The 20,024-nt window shown below is 72.9% G+C and carries 16 protein-coding genes; 6 read left to right on the top strand and 10 right to left on the bottom strand.

Going from position 1 to position 20,024, the window contains the following annotated elements; genetic code table 11:
* Window positions 1-19: 19 nt before the first annotated feature.
* Both EDF27_RS17600 and EDF27_RS17595 read right to left on the bottom strand, forming a co-directional pair.
* On the bottom strand, window positions 20-2,074 hold the full coding sequence (locus EDF27_RS17600) for a glycoside hydrolase family 6 protein (protein ID WP_132050254.1): 2,055 nt from the start codon (window positions 2,072-2,074) through the stop codon (window positions 20-22).
* 213 nt (window positions 2,075-2,287) lie between these two features.
* Complete coding sequence (locus EDF27_RS17595) at window positions 2,288-3,451, bottom strand: 5-(carboxyamino)imidazole ribonucleotide synthase (RefSeq protein ID WP_311316794.1); 1,164 nt, start codon at window positions 3,449-3,451, stop codon at window positions 2,288-2,290.
* Between the two features lie 103 nt (window positions 3,452-3,554).
* Here EDF27_RS17595 and EDF27_RS17590 point away from each other — a divergent pair, with 103 nt between their 5' ends.
* Together EDF27_RS17590 and EDF27_RS17585 are read left to right on the top strand one after the other, a co-directional pair.
* Window positions 3,555-4,094 (top strand): GtrA family protein, encoded by a 540-nt coding sequence (locus tag EDF27_RS17590; RefSeq protein WP_132050252.1) that lies wholly within the window; start codon window positions 3,555-3,557, stop codon window positions 4,092-4,094.
* Entirely contained in the window at window positions 4,091-5,617 is a 1,527-nt protein-coding gene (locus tag EDF27_RS17585) for a DUF2142 domain-containing protein (protein ID WP_132050250.1), read from the top strand. Before EDF27_RS17590 ends, EDF27_RS17585 begins: the two co-directional genes overlap by 4 nt.
* A 110-nt stretch (window positions 5,618-5,727) precedes the next feature.
* On the opposite strand, the gene EDF27_RS17580 is transcribed toward EDF27_RS17585, so the two are convergent.
* From EDF27_RS17580 to EDF27_RS17570, 3 genes are read right to left on the bottom strand one after another with little or no spacing between them, the layout of a single operon-like run.
* Window positions 5,728-7,044: a UDP-glucose/GDP-mannose dehydrogenase family protein gene (locus EDF27_RS17580; protein ID WP_123656128.1), complete on the bottom strand. Its 1,317-nt coding sequence runs from the start codon at window positions 7,042-7,044 to the stop codon at window positions 5,728-5,730.
* 47 nt (window positions 7,045-7,091) lie between these two features.
* Window positions 7,092-7,640 (bottom strand): PH domain-containing protein, encoded by a 549-nt coding sequence (locus EDF27_RS17575; RefSeq protein WP_165931557.1) that lies wholly within the window; start codon window positions 7,638-7,640, stop codon window positions 7,092-7,094.
* 4 nt (window positions 7,641-7,644) lie between these two features.
* Entirely contained in the window at window positions 7,645-8,523 is an 879-nt protein-coding gene (locus EDF27_RS17570; RefSeq protein ID WP_132050248.1) for a biotin--[acetyl-CoA-carboxylase] ligase, read from the bottom strand.
* Between the two features lie 74 nt (window positions 8,524-8,597).
* Between EDF27_RS17570 and EDF27_RS17565 the strand changes: the two genes are divergently transcribed.
* Both EDF27_RS17565 and EDF27_RS17560 read left to right on the top strand, forming a co-directional pair.
* On the top strand, window positions 8,598-10,193 hold the full coding sequence (locus EDF27_RS17565) for an acyl-CoA carboxylase subunit beta (protein ID WP_123656125.1): 1,596 nt from the start codon (window positions 8,598-8,600) through the stop codon (window positions 10,191-10,193).
* Entirely contained in the window at window positions 10,190-10,447 is a 258-nt protein-coding gene (locus EDF27_RS17560) for an acyl-CoA carboxylase subunit epsilon (RefSeq protein ID WP_243698413.1), read from the top strand. Before EDF27_RS17565 ends, EDF27_RS17560 begins: the two co-directional genes overlap by 4 nt.
* 1,088 nt (window positions 10,448-11,535) lie before the next feature.
* Here EDF27_RS17560 and EDF27_RS17555 read toward each other — a convergent pair.
* The 4 genes from EDF27_RS17555 to EDF27_RS17540 all read right to left on the bottom strand — a co-directional run bounded on the left by EDF27_RS17555 (window position 11,536) and on the right by EDF27_RS17540 (window position 15,966).
* Window positions 11,536-12,591 (bottom strand): hypothetical protein, encoded by a 1,056-nt coding sequence (locus tag EDF27_RS17555; RefSeq protein ID WP_243698412.1) that lies wholly within the window; start codon window positions 12,589-12,591, stop codon window positions 11,536-11,538.
* Window positions 12,588-13,871: an ATP-binding protein gene (locus EDF27_RS17550; RefSeq protein WP_132050246.1), complete on the bottom strand. Its 1,284-nt coding sequence runs from the start codon at window positions 13,869-13,871 to the stop codon at window positions 12,588-12,590. The genes EDF27_RS17555 and EDF27_RS17550 overlap by 4 nt, the downstream gene beginning before the upstream one ends.
* A gap of 13 nt (window positions 13,872-13,884) precedes the next feature.
* Window positions 13,885-14,601 (bottom strand): response regulator transcription factor, encoded by a 717-nt coding sequence (locus EDF27_RS17545; RefSeq protein ID WP_123656123.1) that lies wholly within the window; start codon window positions 14,599-14,601, stop codon window positions 13,885-13,887.
* A 105-nt stretch (window positions 14,602-14,706) separates the two neighbouring features.
* On the bottom strand, window positions 14,707-15,966 hold the full coding sequence (locus EDF27_RS17540) for a TRAM domain-containing protein (protein WP_123702441.1): 1,260 nt from the start codon (window positions 15,964-15,966) through the stop codon (window positions 14,707-14,709).
* Between the two features lie 14 nt (window positions 15,967-15,980).
* On the opposite strand from EDF27_RS17540, the gene EDF27_RS17535 reads away from it, so the two are divergent.
* Together EDF27_RS17535 and EDF27_RS17530 are read left to right on the top strand one after the other, a co-directional pair.
* Window positions 15,981-16,760 carry a Maf family protein gene (locus EDF27_RS17535; RefSeq protein WP_132050244.1) on the top strand — a complete coding sequence of 260 codons (780 nt, stop codon included), beginning with the start codon at window positions 15,981-15,983 and terminating at the stop codon, window positions 16,758-16,760.
* A gap of 79 nt (window positions 16,761-16,839) precedes the next feature.
* Complete coding sequence (locus EDF27_RS17530; protein ID WP_132050242.1) at window positions 16,840-18,621, top strand: biotin carboxylase N-terminal domain-containing protein; 1,782 nt, start codon at window positions 16,840-16,842, stop codon at window positions 18,619-18,621.
* Window positions 18,622-18,834: 213 nt separating this feature from the next.
* Here EDF27_RS17530 and EDF27_RS17525 read toward each other — a convergent pair whose 3' ends face one another.
* Window positions 18,835-19,788, bottom strand: a complete 954-nt coding sequence (locus EDF27_RS17525; protein WP_132050240.1) for a hypothetical protein — start codon at window positions 19,786-19,788, stop codon at window positions 18,835-18,837.
* Window positions 19,789-20,024 lie beyond the last annotated feature (236 nt).

Below are 20,024 nucleotides of genomic sequence, written 5' to 3'. Positions count from 1 at the left end.
AGGAGGACCACCGGCGGCGTCAGCGCACCGTCAGGGTCGTGCACCCGAGCGACGTGTTCCCGCCCTTGCCGATCCCGACCGCCGTCATGCACACCGTGCGCCGGCCGCTCGGTGCCACCAGCACCGCGGCGAGTCCGTGCTGCGTCCCCACCGCGTACGCGGCGTCCACGTCCGCGCGTGTCCCCGAGGCGGCGAACGACCCCGCGGCCTTCCCGTCCACGCTCACCCGGACCGTGACGGCCGACCCGGTCGCGTCCCGGTCGAAGGCCCACCCGCGGACGGTCACCCGCCGGTGCGCCGAGGACCGGACGCTGTCGCGGTGCGCGGCCGGCGCCGCTGCCGGCACGGTGACCGAGCGGCAGGTGGACTTCCGGTCGGTACCGGATCCGACGTTCTTCGCGACGGCGCAGACGGTGTGCTTCCCGGCTCCCCCGGGGACGGTGCCGGTGTAGCCGTGCGCGGTGCCGGTGTGCCAGACGCCGTCGACGTCCGCGCGCCGACGGTTCGCCGTCAGGGTCCGGACGGTCCGGCCGTCGACGGTGATCGCCACGCTCGTCGACGCCGACGGCTGGTCGGCGTCGAACGCCCAGCCGACGACGCCGATGCCGCCGGCCTGGACCGACACCGAGTCGAGCTGCCCGTACGGGTCGTGCCGGTACACCGTCGCCGTCCGGCACCCGAGCGCGGTGTCCGGGCCGGTACCGACGTCGACGGCGGTGACGCAGACCTTCCTGGTGCCCTCGGTCGCGGGCACGGTGACGTCGAAGCCGTGCGGCGCGCCGACGCCGTACGCCGTGTCGACGTCGGGCCGGCTGGCGGCTGCGGCGACCGTTCCCACGGCCACACCGTCGACGGTCGCCCGGACGGTGACCGGACGCGTCGGGTCGTCCTCGTCGAACGCCCACCCGCGGATCCGCAGCGCGGCCGCGGTCCCGGTGAGCGACTCGAACGCGCCCTGCGGTGCGAGCGCGGCCGCGGGGACGCCGAGGACCGCGTTGGCGACGAGGGCCTGGGCGAAGGCCGAGTACCACTTCCCCGCGGCCGGGGCGCCGTTGCAGGTGCCGTCGCTCGCGCCCGGGGTCTTCACCCAGAGCAGGGCGTCGAGCGCCGTGCCGTCGGTGGCGACCCGGGGCGAGGTGCCGAGGCCGGCGCCGGGACCGTTGCACCAGGTGCCGCGCCAGCCCTGGCCGTTGCGGGACGTGTCGATGACGTAGTGCGAGTTCCCGGTGGCCGCCGACACCTTCTGCGCGTACGCCTGCTCCTGCGCGGTCGGGTAGTAGTTCGCGACGTTCGTGAAGAACCCGCGGGCGTTCTGCACGCCGGCGCTGTTCAGCCGTGCGGCCATGGTGGCGGCCGGGACCCAGTTCGAGTTGCCGGCGTCGAGGTACGCGGGGACCCCGGCGGCGGTGAACGCGGCGACCTCGCGCGCGAGGATCCGGTAGCGCTGCTGGTCGAGCGTGGTGCTGCACGCGGCGTTGCTGAGCATCGCGAGCGAGTCCGGCTCGACGATCACGGCGGCGCGCTTGCCGGCGACCCGGGCGACGACCTGGTCCACCCATGCGTCGTAGGTCGTCTCGTCGAAGCCGCCGGCCGAGTACCCGCCGCAGTCCCGGGACGGGATCGCGTAGGTGACGAAGACGGCCGTGGTGCCGGTCTGCGCGGCGCCGGCGACCGCGGTGTCGATGGTCTTCGTGAGCGTGGTCCCCTGTGCCCACTCCCCGAGCCAGGTCGCGACGGGGTACTGGGCGATGGTCGACGCCGCCCGGGCGCCCGCGGGGTCGGTGGTGGCGAGGGCGGTGGCGGCCTTCGCGGCCTCGCTCGTGGGTGAGCGGTACTGGCCGGCGCCGTAGAGGGACGCGGCGGACGCCTGGCGCATCGCGGCAGCGGTCGTCGCGGCAGCAGCCGAAGCCGTCGCGGCCGTCGCAGCCGTCGCAGCCGTCGCGGCCGTCGCAGCCGTCGCGGCCGTCGCGGCCGTCGCAGCCGTCGCCGGCGGGGCCGCCGCGACGATCACGCCACCGGCGACCACGAGGGTCGTCGCGAGTGCGACGGCAGCACGGAACGGACGACGGCGCATGCGCTGGACCCCCTGGGGACGACGCCGTGGGACGGCACCCCCTGCAGGCGCCTCGGCCCATCCATGGCAACACGCGTCGTCGACGGCGACCACCGCCCAGTGCGGGTGCCACCCGAGGGGGTGTCCCCCGATCGGCGGACCAGTCGTCCGCCGACGGGGTGTCCCGACCGGCGGACTAGTCGTCCGCCGATCGGGGTGTCCCCGACCCGCGGACTAGTCGTCGAAGTGCGACGCAGCCGACCGCGCCCGGTACACGACGTCCTCGACGTCGTCCCCGACCACCGTCACGTGCCCGATCTTCCGCCCGGGCCGGGGCGCCTTGCCGTAGAAGTGGTACTTCGCCTCCGGGAACGCCTCGAGCGCCGCCGGGTACCGCGCGGCGAGGTCGCCGTCGGCAGGCCCGCCGAGCACGTTGATCATGACCGCCACGGGGGCGTGCATCCCGGTCGCCCCGAGCGGCAGGTCGAGCACGGCACGGAGGTGCTGCTCGAACTGGCTGGTCGTCGCGCCGTCGATCGACCAGTGCCCGGTGTTGTGCGGGCGCATCGCGAGCTCGTTGACGAGGATCCGCTCGTCGTCGGTCTGGAACAGCTCCACGGCGAGGACGCCGGTGACGCCGAGCTCCTCGGCGACGCGGACCGCGATCGACTCAGCGAGGTCGGCCAGGCGACCGGCGCTGTCCGGTGCCGGGGCGATCACCTCGGCGCAGACGCCGTCGCGCTGCACCGTCTCGACGAGCGGCCAGGCGACGATCTCGCCGGAGGGACGGCGGGCCACGGACTGTGCGAGTTCCCGGGTGAACGGGACGAGTTCCTCGACGAGGAGCGCCTGGTCGCCGCCCGCTTCGGCGACGGCGGTGAACCAGTCCTCGACCTCGGCCGGGTCGGACACCACGCGGACGCCCTTGCCGTCGTAGCCGCCGCGGGCGGTCTTCACGACGGCGCGGCCGCCGTGGTCGGCGATGAACGCGCGGAGCTCGTCCGGGTCCTGCACCGCGGCCCAGTCGGGCACCGGGATGCCGAGCTCGGTGAGGCGGGTGCGCATCTCGATCTTGTCCTGCGCGACGCCGAGCGGCGCGGGTCCGGGTCGGACGGCGACACCGGCGTCGACGAGTGCCCGGAGGACGTCCTGCGGCACGTGCTCGTGGTCGAAGGTGACGACGTCGACGTCCCGCGCGAACGCCAGGACCGTCTCGGCGTCGTGGTAGTCGCCCTCGGCGGTGGCCGCGATCGCCGCGGACATGCCCGGCCCCTCCGCGAGCACCCGGATGTCGATGCCCAGTTCGACGGCTGCGGGGACCATCATCCGCGCCAGCTGTCCTCCGCCGATGACCCCGACCCGCAACGCCATGCTGAGTGTTCCTTCCGTCGCTCTCATCGTCCGACGAGCGCGAGTTGTCTACAATCCTCTTCGTCCGGTGTTCGACCGGGGAAGTGCCGGGACACCGGCCATCCACAACTCTACGGATCCTGGAGACCTCGTGCGGCGACTCATTGCGCAGCTGGCACGCTTCGGCGTCGTCGGGGCGATCGGCTTCGTCGTCGACACCGGGCTGTTCAACCTGCTGCGTGCCACCGTGCTCTCCCCGGACGACGTGCACGCGGGGCCGTTCATCGCGAAGGTGATCTCCACGATCGTGGCGATCTTCGTGAACTGGATGGGCAACCGCTACTGGACCTTCCGCGACCAGCGCCGCTCGGTCGCCACCCGTGAGGGCATCGAGTTCGTCGTCGTCTCCCTCGGCGGCATGGTGATCTCGCTCGGCTGCCTCGGGCTCTCGCACTACGTGTTCGGCTTCACGTCGGCGCTCGCGGACAACATCTCCGGCAACGTGATCGGCCTGGTGCTCGGTACCGCGTTCCGGTTCTGGCTCTACAAGGTGTGGGTCTACCACCCCGACCGGACCGAGCGGCAGCCCGCGGACGAGACGACCGGGACCACGAGCACCACCGGCACCAGCAGCACCACCAGCACCACCCCGACGAGCGCAGCGCCCGCGACGGCCACCACCGAGCGATGACGGCACCGCCGCTCGCGCGCCGGGAGCGCGTCGCGATCGCCGTGCTCACCGCCGCCTTCGGGCTCTGGCTGGTGCTCTGGGCGGTCGTCGTCCCGCCGTTCCAGGCCCCCGACGAGACCGCGCACTTCGGCGCGGCGGTGCACGTCGCCACCGGCGGTGGTTGGCCTGCTCCCGGCACGCTGCACGTCTCGAACGCCCTGGTCGCGGCGCAGGCCGAACAGGCGGCGGGACCGTCCTCGACCTGGTCGACGATGAGCGAGCTGCTCGCGGCGAACCCCGGCGACTCGGCGACCGTCGACCAGATGACCCAGCACCCGCCGACGGCCTACGTCCTCGACGCCGCGGTCCTCCGCATCGTGCACTTCGGGTCCCTCCGCTGGGACCACGCCCTCCTCGCGCTGCGCCTGTTCGACGCCGTGCTCGTGGCGCCCCTCGCCCTGCTCGCGTGGGCGACCGTGCGGCGCCTCACCCGCTCACCGCGGGCGGCCCTGGTCGGCGGGCTCGCGCTCTTCGCCACGCCGCAGCTCGCCTCGATCGGCGCGTCCGTCACGAACGACGCGCCGGTGATGCTGTTCGGCGGGGTCGTCGTGTGGCTCGCGACCCGGCTCCTCACCGGCGACCTCCGCCGGCGCACGCTCGTGGCGCTCGGCGTGGCGCTCGGGCTGCTCGTCTCGCTCAAGGCGACCGGGCTGCCGGCGATCCCGTTCGTCGCCCTCGTCGTCCTCGTCGCCGGCGCCGGCACGCTGTCGCTCGGTGTCCGGGCCCTGCGGGCGCTCGGGGCCCTGGCGATCGGCGGCGCGCTCGGCGGCTGGTGGTGGCTCCGGAACCTGCTCGTGTACCACGTGCTCCAGACCGACGGGTACTCCTCGATGCGGCCGCCACGGGCCTTCCCACCCGGTGAGCACCCCACCGTCGGGCACTTCCTCGACGTCGCGTGGGGCACCGTCGCGAGGACGTTCTGGGGCAGCCCCGGCATGCGCGCGCAGGTCAGCATCGGCGACCTGCTGACCGCCGTCCTGACCGTGGTGACCCTGGCGGTCGTGGTCGTCTGGGCGTTCCGCCGCGGCCCCGAGCGGACCGCCGTCGTCTGCCTCGCCGTGTTCCCGGCGCTCCTCGTCGCGCTGCAGATGCAGAACAGCGTCGAGTCGTACCTGACGACGACCGAGGTCGCCGCGACGCAGGGCCGCTACTACTTCCCCGGGATCGTCGCGCTCATCGCGATCAGCGCGGTCGCGTGGCGCCGCATCCCCCGGTCCACCGGCGGCCGCCGCGCGCTGGCCGTCGGCATCGCCGCCGCCGCACCGGTGGTCGGGCTCTACGGCCTGTCCGTCGTCGCGAGCTGGTTCTGGAACGCGGCCCGCTTCCCGGTCACCGCGGCCGGCATCGCCCGGTTCGAGGTGTCCGGCACCGTGCCGTTCGCCGCCGTCGTGGTCCTCGCGGTCCTCGTCGCGACCGGCCTGGTGCTGACGGTCACGGCCGTCGCCCGACGCGGGTTCACCACCCAGCGCGCCTTCCGTCCGTGACCTGACCGACGGGAGGCCCGGTACCGGTCCCGTGGACCGGCACCGGGCCTCCCGTCGGTTGCTGTCAGGACCCCCTCCGGGTCAGCGACCCATCCCGCGCCGCGAGCGGGTCAGCGACCCATCCCGCGGTACGTGAAGCCGGCGGCGGTCCAGGCGTCGCGGTCCAGGCAGTTCCGGCCGTCGACCACGACGGGGCTCGCCACGAGCGCCGCGACGGCGGCCGGGTCGAGCTCCCGGAACTCGGTCCACTCGGTGAGCACGAGGACCAGGTCCGCGTCCTGCAGGGCCGCGGCCGCAGAGTCGACGTAGGCGATCTCCGGGTGGATGCGGGCGGCGGTGCCGTTCGCCTCCGGGTCGTACGCGGCGACCGTCGCGCCGAGCTCCAGCAGGCGCGCGGCGATGTCGAGCGCCGGGGAGTCGCGGACGTCGTCCGAGTTCGGCTTGAACGCGAGGCCGAGGACGGCGACGCGCTTGCCCGCGACGTCGCCGCCGTCGCCGCCGAGGAGCTCCTGGGCGAGGGTCACGACGTGCGCGCGGCGGCGCAGGTTGATCGCGTCGACGTCCGCGAGGAACTCGAGCGACTCCCCCACGCCCAGCTCGGACGCGCGGGCCTGGAACGCGCGGATGTCCTTCGGCAGGCAGCCGCCGCCGAAGCCGAGGCCGGCGTTCAGGAACTTCCGGCCGATGCGGGCGTCGTGGCCGATCGCGTCGGCGAGCGCCGTGACGTCGGCGCCGACGACCTCGGCGATCTCCGCCATCGCGTTGATGAACGAGATCTTGGTCGCGAGGAACGCGTTCGCGCTGACCTTGACGAGCTCCGCGGTCGCCAGGTCGACGACCAGGCGCGGGGTGCCCTCGGCGAGCGTGGTGGCGTAGACCTCGTCGAGGACGGCGACGGCCGCTTCGCCCTCGGCGCCGGCCGGCACGCCGTAGACCAGGCGGTCCGGGGAGATCGTGTCCTGGACGGCGAAGCCCTCACGGAGGAACTCCGGGTTCCAGACCAGCGTCGCACCGGGCACGCGCTCGGCGACCTCACCGGCGAGCCGCGCGGCGGTCCCGACGGGGACGGTCGACTTGCCGACGATGAACTCCCCGGCGGACACGTGCTCGGTGAGCGCGGCGACGGCGGCGTCGACGTACTTCAGGTCGGCGGCACCGGTCGGGCCCTGCGGGGTGCCGACGGCGAGGAAGTGCACGCGTGCCCCGGCGACCTCGGCCATGTCGGTGGTGAAGCGGATGCGGCCGGAACCGATCGCCTCGGCGAGGATCTCCGGGAGACCGGGCTCGAAGAACGGGGCGTCCCCGGCTGCGAGTCGTTCGATCTTCACCGGGTCGACGTCGACCGCGACGACCTCGTGTCCGAGTTTGGCCATGGATGCGGCGTGCACGGCACCGAGGTACCCGCAGCCGATGACAGAGATACGCACGGGAAGACGGTACCGGGTTCTCGGCGCCGTTGCCTGCGCGCCCGGCGCTACCCGCCGACGGGCCCCCACGACGGCCGGTCCGGGCCGCCGACGATCTCGTCCCAGTCCGGCTCCCGGTGGCGCCGTCGGGCCTCGTACGCCTCGACCATGTCGTGCAGCACCGCGACGACGAGGTCGGCGTGCGGGACGTCCGCGAGCACCACGGCGGGGTCGTCACCGGGGAACACGAGCACGTCGCCGGAGCGGAACAGCCCCTGCAGGCCCCGGCGGCGCACGGTGACGTCGTAGCCCCGCGAGTGCAGGAGCTCCTGCCGTGTCCGGGTGCCGAGGCCGCGCACCACGACGAGCCGTCTCGTGGTCACGACGTAGCGCTGCGTCAGCCAGCGGACCAGGGGCACCAGCCCGCCGAACAGGACGAGGACGAGGACGAGCAGCGCGATCGCCACGTTGATCCACGCGAGCTGCGCCCGGAACACGCCGAACCCGAACCCGCCGGCGACCGCGACGACCACGACGAACACCGCCGGGCGCACCAGGCTCCGCGCGTGCGGCCGCAGGCGTGCGACGACGCGTTCGGGCGGGGGCTCGGCGGTCATGGCGTCATGCATACCGCAGGTGGGTGACGTCCCCCACGGCGACGCCCCTGCTCGAGCCGTCCTGATCCCGGATCGTGATGCGGCCCTCGTCGTCGATGCCGGTGGCGTCGGCCTCGACCACGGAACCGTCCGGCAGCTCCAGGCGCACCCGCGCGCCGATCGTGCCGCAGCCGGCGCGGACGTGCGACCGGACCGCCTCGGCAGCCGCGCCGCCGCCGGCGAGGGCGACCACCGCCTCCCGGACGCCCGTCCAGAAGGCGGACAAGACCGCGTCTGCCAGCGTGCCCGCGTCGCCGGTCGCGCCGGACGCGGCCAGCGAGGTCGACGTGGGGGTCGGCAGATCGGCTTCGGGAATGGTCAGGTTGACGCCGGCGCCGACGACGACGGAGCCGTCGGCGGCGACCTGGCAGAGGATGCCGCAGATCTTCCGGCCGTCGACCAGGACGTCGTTGGGCCACTTCACGGTCGCCCTGGAGGCTCGGCTCGTGTCCGCAGCGTCGGGCACGTCGTCCGGTGCCTGGTCGGGCACGTCGTCCGGTACCTGGTCGGGCACGTCGTCCGGCACCGGCTCGAGTGCCGCGCGCACCGCGTCCCGCATCGCGGCGCCCGCCACGAGCGGCAGCCAGCCGCGGTCCCGGTCGTCGAGCGGCGCACGGACCAGCAGGCTCGCCGCGAGGGTCTGCCCGGCCGGCGCCGTCCACGTGCGGTCGAGGCGGCCGCGCCCCGCGGTCTGGTCGAGCGTCACGACCACGCTGCCGTCCGGCAGGGTCGGGGCCGCGTCCAGCAGGTCCGCGTTCGTCGATCCGGTGGTCGGCCGGAGGTCGAACACGGCGCCGGTGGACTCGACTGCGGCGCGCGAGGCCGGGAACGCGGGTGTGGACATGCACGCAAATGTACGGGCAGGAACCGTGGGGGTCCTCCAACCGGCGGGCACAGCCGCCCCGGTAGGGTGAGCGGGTGACTTCAGGCGACACCCCCGATCTCTCCACGACGGCCGGCCGGCTCGCCGACCTCCGCGTCCGGTACCACGAAGCCGTGACCGCCGCGGGCGAAACCGCGATCGCGAAGCAGCATGCCAAGGGCAAGATGACCGCGCGCGAGCGCATCGAGCTGCTCCTCGACGAGAACTCCTTCGTCGAGCTCGACGAGTTCGTCCGGCACCGCACGCACGCCTTCGGCATGGAGTCGAAGCGGCCCTACGGTGACGCGGTCGTCACCGGGCTCGGCACGATCCACGGCCGGCAGGTCGCGGTCTACGCGCAGGACTTCACCGTCTTCGGCGGCTCCCTCGGCGAAGTCGCGGGCGAGAAGATCGTCAAGGTGATGGAGCACGCGCTGAAGACCGGCGTGCCGATCATCGGCATCCTCGACTCCGGCGGCGCCCGCATCCAGGAAGGCGTGGTCGCGCTCGGCAAGTACGGCGAGATCTTCCGCCTCAACACGCAGGCGTCCGGGGTCATCCCGCAGATCTCCATCGTGATGGGCCCGGCAGCCGGCGGTGCGGTGTACTCCCCCGCCCTGACGGACTTCGTGATCATGGTCGACAAGACCAGCCACATGTTCGTCACCGGCCCCGACGTCATCAAGACCGTCACCGGCGAAGACGTCGGCTTCGAAGAGCTCGGCGGCGCGCAGACCCACAACGCGGTCTCCGGTGTCGCGCACTACCTCGCCGACGACGAGAACGACGCGCTCGACTACGCCCGCTCGCTGATCGGGTTCCTGCCGGACAACAACCTCTCCGACGCCCCGGCCTACGACGTCGCCCCCGAGCTCGAGACCACCGACGCCGACCGCGAGCTCGACGTCGTCATCCCGGACTCCACGAACCAGCCGTACGACGTCACCCAGATCATCGAGCACATCGTCGACGACGGTGACTTCTTGGAGGTGCAGCCGCTCTTCGCGCCGAACATCCTCATCGGGTTCGGCCGGGTCGAGGGCCGCACCGTCGGCATCATCGCGAACCAGCCGCAGGCCATGGCCGGCACGCTGAACATCGACGCCGGCGAGAAGGCCGCACGCTTCGTGCGGTTCTGCGACGCCTTCGGGATCCCGATCCTCACGCTCGTCGACGTCCCCGGCTACCTTCCCGGCACCGACCAGGAGTGGACCGGGGTCATCCGCCGCGGCGCGAAGCTCCTCTACGCCTACGCCGAGGCCACCGTGCCGCTCGTCACCGTCATCACGCGCAAGGCCTACGGCGGCGCGTACATCGTGATGGGCTCGAAGCAGCTCGGCGCCGACATCAACCTGGCGTGGCCGACCGCGGAGATCGCCGTGATGGGCGGCCAGGGCGCCGTGAACATCCTGTACCGCTCGGAGATCAAGCGCGCCGAAGAGGCCGGCGAGGACGTCGCTGCGGTCCGCTCCCGGCTCGCCAACGAGTACACGTACAACGTCGCCTCGCCGTACCTCGCCGCGGAGCGCGGGGAGCTCGACGGGATCATCCAGCCGCACGCCACCCGTGTCTCGGTGATCAAGGCGCTGCGGGCACTGCGCGGCAAGCGGGCGACGCTGCCGCCGAAGAAGCACGGGAACATCCCGCTGTGAGCGGCCGTCACGCCGCAGCGGTCCCCGCGGGGGCGCCCACCCCGGTCGCCGACGTGCAGGTCGTCTCCGGCGACCCCACCCCGGAGGAACTCGCGGCGGTCGTCGCCGTGCTGCAGCGGCAGGCCGACGAGGCCGCGGCTGCCGGGCGTGCCCAGGTCGAGGTCTCGCCGCGCGTCGGGTGGGAGACCTCCGCTCGTGGGCTGCGGAAGCCGCTGCCGCACGGGCCCGGCGCCTGGTCGCGTTCGCTGCGCTGAGCCGCTTGCGTCCCGGCGCGCGCTCCCCCCTGGTGGGATCCGTCCCCCGATGTACCCCTGAACTGGTGGACCGCATCGCCGTTGCAGGGTGCACTTCCTGGTCGGTCTCCCCTCACACGGGGGGCACAGTTTCTGGATGGGGACCGAAAAGGTCGGAATTGTCCCCCATAATGACGACTGACACGAGGCTTGGTAGTCGGCATAGTTACTGGTGTTCGGTGTCCTTCAACGAAAGACATCGCCGGACGGTGACCGACTAGGGTACGACGTCACTGTCCGCTGCGAGCCAGGGCGATATTCGGGTTGTCGCTCTGCCTCGGGTCGTGAACGGGCCGGTCGGGTTTCCTGACCGGCCCGTTCCCCGTTTCCGGGCGCTTGCGCCGCTGCCGCCGCGCCGCGCCGCCGCAGCCGCAGCCGCCGCTGCGCTGCCGCATGGTGCCGCCGCCGTGCTGCCGCATGGTGCCGCCGCGTGGTGCCGCTGCCGCGTGTCCGCCCCGTGGCGCTGCCGATGCGGAACGACACCGTCGCTGTCGTACGACAGCGGTCCTGTCGCTCCCGCGCGTCCGCAACAGTTGCGCACGCCCGACACCGACGAACTCGCTGTCGTACGACACCCGCGATGTCGCTCCTTGCGTCCGCAACGATGGCGGTGCTGCCGGGGATCGTGCGGCGCCAGCCCGCCCGCCACGGGGCGCTGCCGATGCGGAACGACACCGTCGCTGTCGTACGACAGCGGTCCTGTCGCTCCCGCGCGTCCGCAACAGTTGCGCACGCCCGACACCGACGAGCTCGCTGTCGTACGACACCCGCGATGTCGCTCCTTGCGCACGCAACGATCGACACGGCGCCAGTCGATCGACTTCTGCGGTGTCGGAACATGCGGACGGATCAGCTGCGTCCGCATGCATCGACACGGCGCCAGTCGATCGACTTCTGCCGTGTCGGGACATGCGGACGGATCAGCTGCGTCCGCATGCATCGACATCGCGCCAGTCGATCCACCACTGCTGTGTCGGAACATGCGCACGCAAGCACACGCAAGCACACGCAAGCACGGCAGACGGGCACCCGGGCGCGCCCGGCGGGGGCTACGCGGGCTCGTGCCGCGGGATCTCGAGCCAGAGCGCGACGGAGTCGTCCTCGTCGCCGTCGTCCTCGTCGTCGTGGAGTCCGGCGCCGAGCGCTGCCGACTCGCTCGCCTCGCCGTCGAGCCGCAGCCCGACGACCGTGACCGCGGCGCCCGAGCCCTCGGGGACCGTGCGCACGATGACGTTGTCGGCGTCGTGCGCCTGCCGGAGCGCGTCCGCCAGGCGCCCGTGGATGCGACGGATGTCGTCGACCTCGAGCTCGTCGAGCCCGCCGTCGTCGTGCAGCTGGACGACGGCCCCGCGACGGCGCAGGCGCATCACCTCGTCGCGGACGTCGTCGGAGAGCAGGGAGCGTCCGCGGATCTCGTCACGGATGGCCTGTTCGAGGTGCAGGCACTCGGTCCGCTCGGCCTCGCTGAGGTCGCCGCAGGAGTCGATGATCCGCTGCAGCATCGGCAGCGCCATCCGGGTGGTCTGGCTGAGGCGGAACTGGCGCTCGAACACGTGGGCGTCCTGCGCGGCCTGCCAGTCGGCGGTCTCCTGCTCGGCGCGGACGAAGTCCCGGGTGATCCGGGTGGCGCGGTTCATGGCCGCGGCAAACGCCGTCGCGACGAGGACCCAGGAGATGCTGCCCAGCACGCCGAGGGAGCCGAGCGCGCCGACGCCGGCCCAGGCGACGGTGTGCAGCGCGAGGAAGCCCACGCCGACCCAGGCGAACGGCCCGCGCCCCCGGACGACGAGGATGACCATCAGCGTGCCGACCGCGGCGATCCACCACGTGGCGTACCCGGGTGCGTCGCCGAGCTCCACGACGGGTGCGGCGACGACGGGCATGACGACGGCCGTCGCCAGTGAGAAGCACGCGGCCCACACCGGCAGCGCACGGCCCTTGACGAACAGCACGACGCCCGTCGCGGCCGCGTAGAGCGCCATGCACGCGACGACCGGACCGGCGTCCGTGACCCGGGTCAGCGTCGTCGCGGCGAGGACGAGGTGGTAGACGGAGAACAGCGCCGCCAGGCCGGTGGCGATGCCGGCCGGGATGGAGACCTTCACGCGGACACCCCCGACACACCGGCGGAACCGGACGACGTGGACGCCGCCGCTGACGAGGGCGCGGACGCCTCCGGTGCCGGCCAGGTCAGCGTGATCCGGGTACCGGCTCCGGGCGCGGTGGTGATCTCTGCGAGCCCGCCCGCCGTCGCGACCCGCTCGATGATGGAGCGGCGGACGCCGAGCCGCTCCGCGGGGATCGCCGCGACGTCGAAGCCGGCGCCGTCGTCCCCGATCTCGACGCGGACGACACCGCTGCGGTCCTGCTCGACGGTCACCCACCGGGCGACGTCCGCTCCGGCGTGCTGCACGCTGTTCACCGCGGCCTGCAGCGCGGCGGAGGCCATCGCGTCCGCGACTGCCGCCGGCAACCGTCGGGAGCCGAGCACCCCACTGCGGACCGTCACCGGGGCGGCGAGCGCCGACACCGCCGAGGTGATGCGCTGCCGCAGTTCGACGAGGGGGACGGGAGGGACCTCGCCCGGGCCGTCGGACGCCGCAGCGGCGAGGTGGTCGATCGCGTTCCGGGCCATCCGGGCGGAGAGCGTCTTCGCCTCCACGGTGTCGGCACGCGCGGCGGAGAGCAGCGTCGTGAGGACGCTGTCGTGCACGATGGCGTCGACCTGCACCCGCTCGACCTCGGTCGCGTGCTCACGGATCGCCCGGGAGTACCGCCGCACCGCCGTCGCCTGCGCGGTGTCGACGGCGGCCGCAGCACGTCGGAGCACGACGATGAGCACGAGCGCCGCACCGCCGAGGATCGCCGTGTACACGCCGTCGAGGAGCGCGCGGGTGATGCCGACCTCGCCGCCGGCCGGCGTCAGACGGATCACGATGTAGACCGCCGGCACGAGCGCGTTGTACACGGTCGCCCGCCACGTGGCGAACCCCATGGCGGCGGCGATCGTGCCGACGTTGCACAGCCACCACGGCCACGGCAGCTGCGTCGACGGCAGCGCGTCGCGCACCGTGGACGGCCACGTGACCAGCACGACGAGGAACAGGACGGCGCAGATGATCTGCGCCGGCTGCGCGAGCCGCTGCACGAAGGCGGAGACGCCGACGAGCAGGAAGGACGCCCCGACGGCGAGTGCGGAGACGGGTCCCCACACCGGGTCGAGGTACGGCAGCTGCGCCACCACCGACGGCGCGAAGGCCGCGCCGAACCCGATCGCCGCGACGGCGAGCAGGATCGCGAAGGCGCGCTCGGTGGACCCCTGCGTGATCGTCGCCCGGACGCTCCGCGCGGGGTCGGCACCGAACGGCGAGACCTCGGTCGTCATGGTCGTGACCGCGTCAGCGCCCGTCGCCGTCCGGGTCGATCCCGGAGTCGAGGCCCGGCAGGATGCCGTCCTCCACAGCGCGACGGAGCAGGTCGACCTTGGTCGGTGCGGGACGCCCGACCTCGACGTACTTCACGCGGATGCGGTCGAGGTACTCGCGCGCCGTCGAGTAGCCGATGCCGAGCTGCTGTGCGGCGAGCTTCAGCGGGAGCCCCGATGCGTAGAGGTGCAGGATCTCGCGCTCACGGCGCCCGAGCTGGGCCTTCGCGAAGTCCCGGTCGGCGTCGATCGCGCTCGCCCACTCGAGGTTGTTGAGCACGTCACCGCGCGCGACGGTCGCGACGGCGGCCATCACGGTCTTCGTCGCGGAGGACTTCGGGATGACGCCGGCGGCCCCCGCCGCCAGTGCCTCTCGCACGTTCGCGACGCGGTCGGCGATGCTGTGCACGAGCACGGCCGAGCCGGTCCCCTGCACGCCCTTGACGTTCTCGGTCACGGTCGAGCCGTCTCCGAGGGACAGGTCGAGGACGACGACGTCGACTTCCCGCCCGTCGAGGTTCGCGATGTACTCCGGCACGCTCGCCGCGGTCAGCACGACCTCGAAGCCCTCGTTCTGGCATGCGGCCTGGATGCCGAGCCGGACGGACTCGTGGTCGTCGACGATCGCGACGCGAACCGGCCTCGTGGTGAGTCCGGTCGTCCCTGGTGTTGTGGTCGTGTCTGCTGGCACGGTGACCTCTCGTTCCGACGCGCCCGGCCCCTGAAACCGGACTGCCGTCAGAGGCAAGGATACCCAGGTCGGACCCAGGTTCCGTCCCCGCCGCACAAGAGGCCGCTACGCGATCGGCACCAGGCGCGCGACGGCCTCCACGTGGTGGGTGTGCGGGAAGAGGTCGAAGGCCCGCAGCGCCTCGAGCCGGTAGCCGAGATCGGCGAACGTGGCGACGTCCCGGGCGAGGGCGACGGGGTCGCAGGCGACGTACACGACCTGCGCCGGCTGGAGCGCGGCGATCTGCACCACGACCTCTCGCCCGGCACCGGCGCGCGGCGGGTCGAGCACGATCGTGCCCGCGCGGTACCGCTGCTTCTCGGCGGCGGTCGCGGCGGACACGGTGCGGGCCAGCCAGCGGTCGACCCGTCCGGTCTCGGCGCGGGCACCGATCCACTCGGCGAGGTTCTCCTGCGCGTGCTCGGTGGCGCGCCCGGAGCTCTCCACGCTCGTGATGCGGGCCTTCGGGCCGACCAGGTCGCCGAGCGCCGCCGCGAGCAGCCCGACACCGCCGTAGAGGTCCAGGTGCGTGCCGTCGGCGTCGAGACGATCGCGGTCGACGAGGTCCTGCACGGCTCCGGTCAGCACCTCGGCGGCACGGTGGTGCACCTGCCAGAAGCCGTTGTCGTCCACCTGGAACGTCCGCTCGCCGACGGTCTCGGTCACGATCGTGGGGGTCTGCGTGTCGATCACGAGGCGCGCGCCCTCGGAGTCCGACGGCGCGACGACGTCGACGACGGACGCGCCGGGCATCGAGCCGCGACCGAGCGGGGCGCTCGCCTGCACGGCGGCGGTCGCGAGCGGGAGCGCGGTCACCGGGACGACGTCGTGGGAGCGGGCCGCGAACGGTCCGGGGGTGCCGTCCTCGGCGACGTGCAGGCGGACGCGGGTGCGCCAGCCGAGGCCGTTCGCCTCGTCGTCGCCGGGTGCCGCCTCGACGACGACGTCGTGCCCGAGCACCTCCGCGAGGTCGATGTGCCCGAAGCGTGCGAACGAGTCCACGAGCACGTCGTGCTTCAGGGTGCGCTGGTGGGCGAGTGCGATGTGGCCGAACTCGGCGCCGCCGGGTCGCTCCGCCGGGTCGCGGTCGAGACCGGCTTCCGGCCAGACGTGGTCGACGCGGTGCTCGCTCGGCGTGATGACGCTGACCGTGTCGGCGCGCCAGAACGACTTCTTCCGGTCCTCCGTCACCCGCGCGACGACACGCTCCCCCGGGATCGCGTCCGAGACGAACACCACCCGCCCGTCGTGTCGTGCCACCGAGATCCCGCCGTGGGCGATCCCGGTGACGTCGAGCTCGAGCAGCGTTCCGACCGATTCACCCATGGTTCGATGTTCCCATGCGTCTGTACCTCGCGAGTACCTCCCCCGCCCGCCGGGCCCTCCTCGCCCAGTCCGGGATCGAGCCGGTGCTCGTGTCACCCGGGGTCGACGAGGACGCCGCCGGGGCGGCCGCCGCGGCGGAGCTCGGCCGTGACCTCACCGGTCCGGAGCTCGTCTCGCTGCTGGCGGTCGCGAAGGCCTCCGCCGTCGCGGACGCCTCCGTCGCCGGGTCACCGGTCGACGGCTTCGTGTTCGGCGGGGACTCCGCGTTCGAGGTCGACGGGCACCTGTACGGCAAGCCGCACGACCCGGCCGTCGCGCGGGACCGGTGGCGGCAGATGCTGGCCGCCGGCGGCGGCACGCTCTGGAGCGGCCACTGTGTGCTCGACCGGCGCCGGGACCTGGACCCGACCACACACCGGCCTGGAGGCTCGGATCCGGCCCGCACCGAGCCTCCCGTCCGGCACGTTGCCGGCCCCGTGTCCACCGTGCCGCTCCTGGGGGACGTCGCGCCCGGCGGATCCGCCCTGGCCGTCGACGGCGACCGCGTGGTCGCGGTCGACAGCGCGGTGCTCACCTTCGCCGACGACGTGTCCGCGGACGAGATCGACGCGTACGTGGCGACCGGCGAGCCGCTCGAGGTCGCCGGTGCGTTCACCATCGACGGGCGCGCCGCGGCGTACATCACCCGCATCGACGGTGCACCGTCCGCCGTCGTCGGGCTGTCGCTGCCCGTGCTGCGGTCCATGCTGCTGCGCGGCTTCGGCGTCTCCTGGCACGACCTCTGGGCGCTGTAGACATCCACCTGCATTTGCCCGGCTTTCTTGTCGATGCCGGTCAATTCGACCTGCTCCGGCGCGAATACGCTGATGTGTCATGCCCCGTATCAGCAAGGTCCTCATCGCGAACCGCGGCGAGATCGCCGTCCGCATCATCCGTGCGGCCCGCGATGCTGGCAAGGCCTCGGTCGCGGTCTACGCCGACCAGGACCGTGACGCCCTGCACGCCCGCCTCGCTGACGAGGCGTACGCGCTCAACGGCACCACGAGCGCCGACACGTACCTGGTGATCGACAAGATCATCTCGGTCGCCCGCCGCTCCGGTGCCGACGCCGTGCACCCCGGCTACGGCTTCCTCGCCGAGAACGCCGACTTCGCCCGCGCCGTCATCGACGCCGGGCTGACCTGGATCGGGCCGTCGCCCGAGTCCATCGAGCGTCTCGGTGACAAGGTCTCCGCGCGCCACGTCGCCGAGAAGGTCGGCGCGCCGCTCGCACCCGGCACCATCGAACCCGTGCAGGACGTGTCCGAGGTCTTCGACTTCGTCGACCAGGTCGGCCTCCCCGTCGCGATCAAGGCCGCGTTCGGCGGTGGCGGCCGTGGGCTCAAGGTCGTGCGCGACCGGTCCTCGGTCGAGGAGCTCTTCGAGTCGGCCACGCGCGAGGCGATCGCGGCCTTCGGTCGTGGCGAGTGCTTCGTCGAGAAGTACCTCGACAAGCCGCGCCACGTCGAGACCCAGTGCCTGGCGGACGAGCACGGCAACGTCGTCGTGGTCTCCACGCGCGACTGCTCGCTGCAGCGCCGCCACCAGAAGCTCGTCGAGGAAGCGCCCGCGCCGTACCTGACGCCCGCACAGGAGTCCGCGCTGTACTCGGCGTCGAAGGCGATCCTGCGCGAGGTCGGCTACGTCGGTGCCGGCACCTGCGAGTTCCTCATCGGGGCCGACGGCACGGTGTCCTTCCTCGAGGTGAACACCCGCCTGCAGGTCGAGCACTGCGTGTCCGAAGAGGTCACCGGCATCGACCTGGTGCGCGAGCAGTTCCGCATCGCCGAGGGCGGCGTGCTCGACTACTCCGACCCGATCCCGCGCGGTCACTCGTTCGAGTTCCGCATCAACGGCGAGGACCCGGGTCGCAACTTCTTCCCGGCACCCGGCCCCGTGCACGTGTTCCACGCGCCGTCCGGCCCCGGCGTCCGCGTCGACTCGGGCGTCGTGTCCGGCGACGTCGTGTCCGGCTCGTTCGACTCGATGCTCGCGAAGCTCATCGTCACCGGCGCCACGCGTGCCGAGGCGCTCGAACGCTCGCGGCGCGCACTCGCCGAGTTCGAGGTCGCCGGACTGCCGACGGTCATCCCGTTCCACCGCGCGGTCGTGTCGGACCCGGCGTTCGCCACTCCCGACGACGTCCCGTTCAGCGTGTACACGCAGTGGATCGAGACCGACTTCGACAACGACATCCCGGCGTGGAGCGGTTCCCCCGAGGAACTTCCGGCGCCCGCGTCCCGCGACACCGTCGTGGTCGAGGTGCAGGGCAAGCGCATCGAGGTCACCATGCCGTCGATCGTCGGCGGCGGTGCCGGCGCGGCCGCAGGTCGTCGTCCGGCCGGACCGTCCGCTCCCCCGCGTCGCCGCACCTCGGCCGTCCGCGGTGGCCGCACCGTCTCCGGGTCGTCCGTGGCGTCGCCGATGCAGGCCACCGTCGTGAAGCTCGCGGTCGCCGAGGGTGACACCGTCGTGAAGGGCGACCTGCTCGTGGTGCTCGAGGCCATGAAGATGGAGCAGCCCGTGCAGGCCCACAAGGACGGCGTCGTCACCGCGCTGAACGCCCCCGTCGGCCAGACGATCTCGTCCGGCCACGTGCTGCTCGAGCTCGCGTAGCGCGCTGCGCGCGCTGCGCGCCGCGGGCGCTGCGCGCTGCGCGCGCTGCGCGCGCTGCGCGCCGCGGGCGCTGCGTGCTGCGCGCTGCGCGCTGCGCGCTGCGCGCCGCGGCGCCCCGTGGTGCCGTTCGGCAGCGCACCACCGAAACCGGTTCGAACCGCGGATGTCCGTGGTTCGAACCGGTTTCCGTTGTGCGGTGACGATCGACATCGTTCAGCGCACCGTGCGGAACGAGCGTTCGACCATCGGGACCCCGCACGAGCGGAGCAGAGCGCGGAGGAGTTCTGCGTCGTTCGCCTCAGTCCAGCCGAAGCGTCCGATGCCGTTCACCCCCGGAACCCGACGGAGTCGGTCCTCGCGCCGCTTCTCGGCGTAGACGACATCGGCCGCAGTGGTGCCCGCGTCGCGCATCGACGCGTCGGTGTACTTCGCTCGGCCGTCGAACTCGAGCACGATGCCCTGCTCCGGGAACCAGAAGTCGACGCGCGCGACGAACCCCGCATCGTCGTGGAACTCGCGCTGGAGCTCGGGCCGCGGTGCCCCGACCTCATCGAGCGCGACCCGGGCGACCGACTCCCCGGGAGAACCGCTCAGTGCGTCCGCGAGCTCGATCGCGGCGGTGGCGCGAGCACGACCGTGCACCGCCGATCGCCCTGCGAGCTCCGTGGTGAGCGCAGCCCGATCGACGCCGCGTCGGAGAACCACGTCGAGGATCGGGACGGACAACCGCAGTTCGTACGCGATGGCGATGTCGATCGCCGTCACCACGATGTCGGTCACGCGCCGCCCCGTCGTCGTCATCCGGACGGTCTGCAACGAGCGGTTCTGTCCGGGATGTTTCCGCACGGACCGGAGCGACTGGGTCGTGGTCCGCTGCGTGTCGATCACCTCCACCACATCCGGGAACTCACCCCGCCAGGGGAGCCCGTGGAGCGCGGCCGCCGAGGCGTGCGACATGATCAGTCGTTCGGAGAGTCGACCGTGGACCGCTCGGACCCGCGCGACGTGTCTCGTGCCCGGGTGCGCTCGACGCCAGGCGTCAGCGTCGACATAGCGCGCAGGTGCCAGGCGGAGCAGCCGGCCGGTGTCCGCCGCGGCGCTCAGCCGTGCACCGCGGCGCCCGGTCGTGTCCGCAGCCCCACCCACGAGGATCTCGAGTCGTTCCATCCCCGCATCGTCTCGGGGACCGCTCAAGACGGGTGCTCGCGCGCCCGATCTGTGCACAACCTCGGCGGGCCGACCCCTTGTGGAGGACTCCCCCACGCGTCCTCCGCGCGGAGCTCGAACAACCAAAAACGGCTCGAACCGCGGATGACCGTGGTTCGAGCCGGTTTCGGTTGTGCGCTGCCAAGACGCACCGCGGCCGGCACGTCAGCGCCGAGCGCGGCGCGCGGCAGCAGCGC

It is taken from the genome of Curtobacterium sp. PhB136 (assembly GCF_004346855.1).
Taxonomy (GTDB): domain Bacteria; phylum Actinomycetota; class Actinomycetes; order Actinomycetales; family Microbacteriaceae; genus Curtobacterium.
Note: the sequence above shows the minus strand (reverse complement) of the source record. Positions and strands in the feature narration are given on the sequence as shown.